This is a genomic window from Vibrio sp. 378, from assembly GCF_033339435.1.
The window spans coordinates 1-547 of record NZ_JAWOUO010001031.1; the positions used below are offsets into that span (position 1 = coordinate 1).

Sequence of the window (547 nt, forward strand, 5' to 3'; positions counted from 1 at the left end):
CAAGGGAGCAATGTATTGATGGCCGGTAATTCGTGGCAAGGTGATTTGAGGATATTGATGCATGATAGCTTGAGTTAATCGAGCAAGTGATTGATATTGCTCTTCTGTATACGCCACAAATTCTGTTCCCTCTAGCTCAATGCCAATAGAGTAATCATTGCAACGGTCTCTCCCTGCAAAGCTTGATTGCCCCGCATGCCATGCTCTATCAAGAAATGAAACGAACTGAACAATCTCACCGTCGCGCTTAATTAAACAATGCGCTGAAACGCCCATTTTGTGAATTACCTCAAAAAATGGGTGCGCGTTAGGATCAAGATTGCCGCTGAAAAAATCTTCAATATACGGCCCACCAAACTGACCAGGTGGCAAACTGATGTTATGAACAACTAATAGAGAGATATCGTGTTCGCTGTTGCGTGCATCAAAAAATGGTGATGGAACATGCTTTGCGTGAGTCAACCATCCATTATCGATAATTGGGGACATATCAACCTCTATAGTTTGCAAATTAACTGCTGAAATTATTGACACCGGAGAGTATCAT

Annotated in this window: 1 protein-coding gene; it reads right to left on the minus strand. The window is 42.2% G+C overall.

The genetic code is table 11. From position 1 onward, the window contains the following. Positions 1-489, minus strand: a 489-nt coding sequence (gene ampD / locus R7Q48_RS30210) for a 1,6-anhydro-N-acetylmuramyl-L-alanine amidase AmpD (protein WP_318134094.1), incomplete at its 3' end; no start/stop codon positions are given. Positions 490-547 lie beyond the last annotated feature (58 nt).